Source organism: Peribacillus sp. NPDC058002, assembly GCF_042886655.1.
Lineage (GTDB): Bacteria > Bacillota > Bacilli > Bacillales > DSM-1321 > Peribacillus > Peribacillus aracenensis.
Map to the genome: position 1 here is coordinate 1 of NZ_JBHVQU010000410.1, position 2,229 is coordinate 2,229.

3 protein-coding genes are annotated in these 2,229 nt (G+C 44.5%); all 3 read left to right on the forward strand.

Annotation, left to right across the window (positions count from 1 at the left end):
- Positions 1-8: 8 nt before the first annotated feature.
- Positions 9-1,331, forward strand: a complete 1,323-nt coding sequence (locus ACFVSH_RS25680; protein WP_387708588.1) for a PTS sugar transporter subunit IIC — start codon at positions 9-11, stop codon at positions 1,329-1,331.
- A gap of 16 nt (positions 1,332-1,347) precedes the next feature.
- Positions 1,348-1,695, forward strand: a complete 348-nt coding sequence (locus ACFVSH_RS25685) for a PTS sugar transporter subunit IIA (RefSeq protein WP_387708586.1) — start codon at positions 1,348-1,350, stop codon at positions 1,693-1,695.
- Positions 1,692-2,229, forward strand: a 538-nt coding sequence (locus tag ACFVSH_RS25690; RefSeq protein ID WP_483878314.1) for a family 4 glycosyl hydrolase, incomplete at its 3' end; no start/stop codon positions are given. The genes ACFVSH_RS25685 and ACFVSH_RS25690, both read left to right, overlap by 4 nt.

Genomic DNA, 2,229 nt, shown 5'->3' on the forward strand with positions numbered 1-2,229 from the left:
CAGATATTATGCCTGGGGCGGTAAAGGTAGGAAATAACCGGCATTTGCTTGCGATCCGTGACACATTGATTGGAATGATAGCGATTACAATGATTGGGTCATTCGCCGTCCTGTTTAATAATCTAGGGCAAGTCATCAAGCCTTACGGTAGAATGATGGAGGCCATCTTCGGTCCTGCATGGAATACGCTGGGCGGTGATATTTGGTTTGGAACCTTTGCATTCATGACGGTATTCGCTGTATTCGGCATCTCTTATAAATTGGCACGATCATACGGTGACGATGGTTTTGAAGCGATGTTGGTTTCCGCAGCCTGTTTCTTCTTATTATTGCCTCAAATCGGAAATGTCACCTTGACCATCGATGATAAGGATGTAACAGGCGGGGCATGGGGTTTTGTAAGCGTTAACTATTTTAATGCTACAGCTTTATTTACAGGAATTGTCGTTGCCTTAATTGCCACTGAAATCTTTGTGAGACTTTCACGAGTGAAATATTTAGTCATCAAGCTGCCTGATGGAGTACCCCCAGCGGTAGCCCGTTCATTTGCAAAGTTAGTGCCGGGTATGGCGACGATCTTTATCGCTGGTGTATTCGGACTGCTATTCCGTAAAATTACGGATGGGCAGATACTGAATGACTGGCTTGGTAAAGTGATTGTATCTCCATTACAAAGTGCAGTAGATTCATTGCCATTCGCTATTTTACTAGTATTTCTTGTTCATTTATTATGGATGATCGGTTTGCATGGACCCAATATCCTTGGCGGGATCACGACACCGCTTTTTGAAAGTTCGGGAGTGAAAAATATCGATTTATATGCAAAAGGCATAAAAGACATGGATCAATACGGGGTATTGGCGGGTTCTTTCCTGGATGCATTTGTTTATTTAGGCGGATCTGGTGCAACATTGGGCCTGATCATTGCAATGATCATTGCCGGTCGGAAACGGTATAAACAGATGATTGCACTCGGAGGGGCACCAGGAGTGTTCCAGATTAACGAACCCATTCTTTTCGGGTTGCCTATCGTTCTGAATCCAATGTGGTTCATCCCATTTGTTCTCGGCCCGGTAATTACAACCGTGATCTCTTATATCGCGGTAAGCAGCGGAATGGTTTTCCCGATCGTCGCCAAGATTCCATGGGTTACCCCTCCGATAGTGGGTGGATTCCTGGCGACAGGCGGGCATATGTCCGGAGCGGTCTTGGCTGCAATCAACTTAGTCATTTCAACAGTGATTTATTTACCATTCGTTTATGCTCAAGTGAAGATAGACACCAAAAATAAAACAGAGCTTACAAAAGATTCAGAAACGCTAAGCGTTTAAGAAAGCGGTGATGAAAATGGAAAAAGAAGAATTATACCAGCTATCCTTTCAATTGATTTTATATAGCGGGAATGCGAGAAGCTTTGCAATGGAAGCGATGCAGGAAGCAAAGAAAAGGAATTTTGATTCTGCTCGCGTGAAAATAGCCGAGGCCGAAAAGGAATTACTGCAAGCCCATAAATACCAAACCCAATTAATCCATGCTGAGGCGGGCGGGGACCAATTTGATCTTCCCATTATCCTGGTGCATGCACAAGATCATTTAATGACAGCGATGACTATAAAGGATCTTGCAATTGAAATGATTGATCTACGCGAAGAATTCTTACATGCAGAGGCTGTGAAGGAGAGGACTGCTGAATGAGCAAGGGGCTGAAGATTGTCACGATTGGCGGAGGTTCGAGCTATACGCCCGAACTGATCGAAGGTTTCATCAAATATCATGAAAAACTTCCTGTGAGTGAAATTTGGCTCGTGGACATCGAAGCGGGAAAGGAAAAGCTTGAAATTGTCGGGAATTTGGCAAAAAGGATGATTGAAAAGGCTGGTGTGAATATTGAAGTCCATCTCACGTTAGACAGAAAGAAAGCGCTTAAAGGCGCTGATTATGTAACAACCCAGCTGCGGGTTGGCCAGCTAGCAGCAAGGGCGCTTGATGAAAGGATTCCATTGAAACACGGAGTGATCGGACAGGAGACGAACGGACCAGGAGGGCTTTTCAAGGCTTTTAGAACGATTCCCGTCATTCTGGATATTGCTCATGAAATGGAGGAATTATGTCCGGAAGCATGGCTGATTAACTTCACGAATCCTGCAGGAATGGTAACGGAAGCAGTTCTGCGTCACAGTAATATTTCCAAAATCATCGGCCTTTGCAATGTGCCGATTGGTATGGAAC

Coding starts and splice junctions, on each gene's coding strand:
- ACFVSH_RS25680 (WP_387708588.1), top strand. CDS start 9: ATGCCTGGGGCGGTAAAGGTAGGAAATAACCGGCATTTGCTTGCGATC.
- ACFVSH_RS25685 (WP_387708586.1), top strand. CDS start 1,348: ATGGAAAAAGAAGAATTATACCAGCTATCCTTTCAATTGATTTTATAT.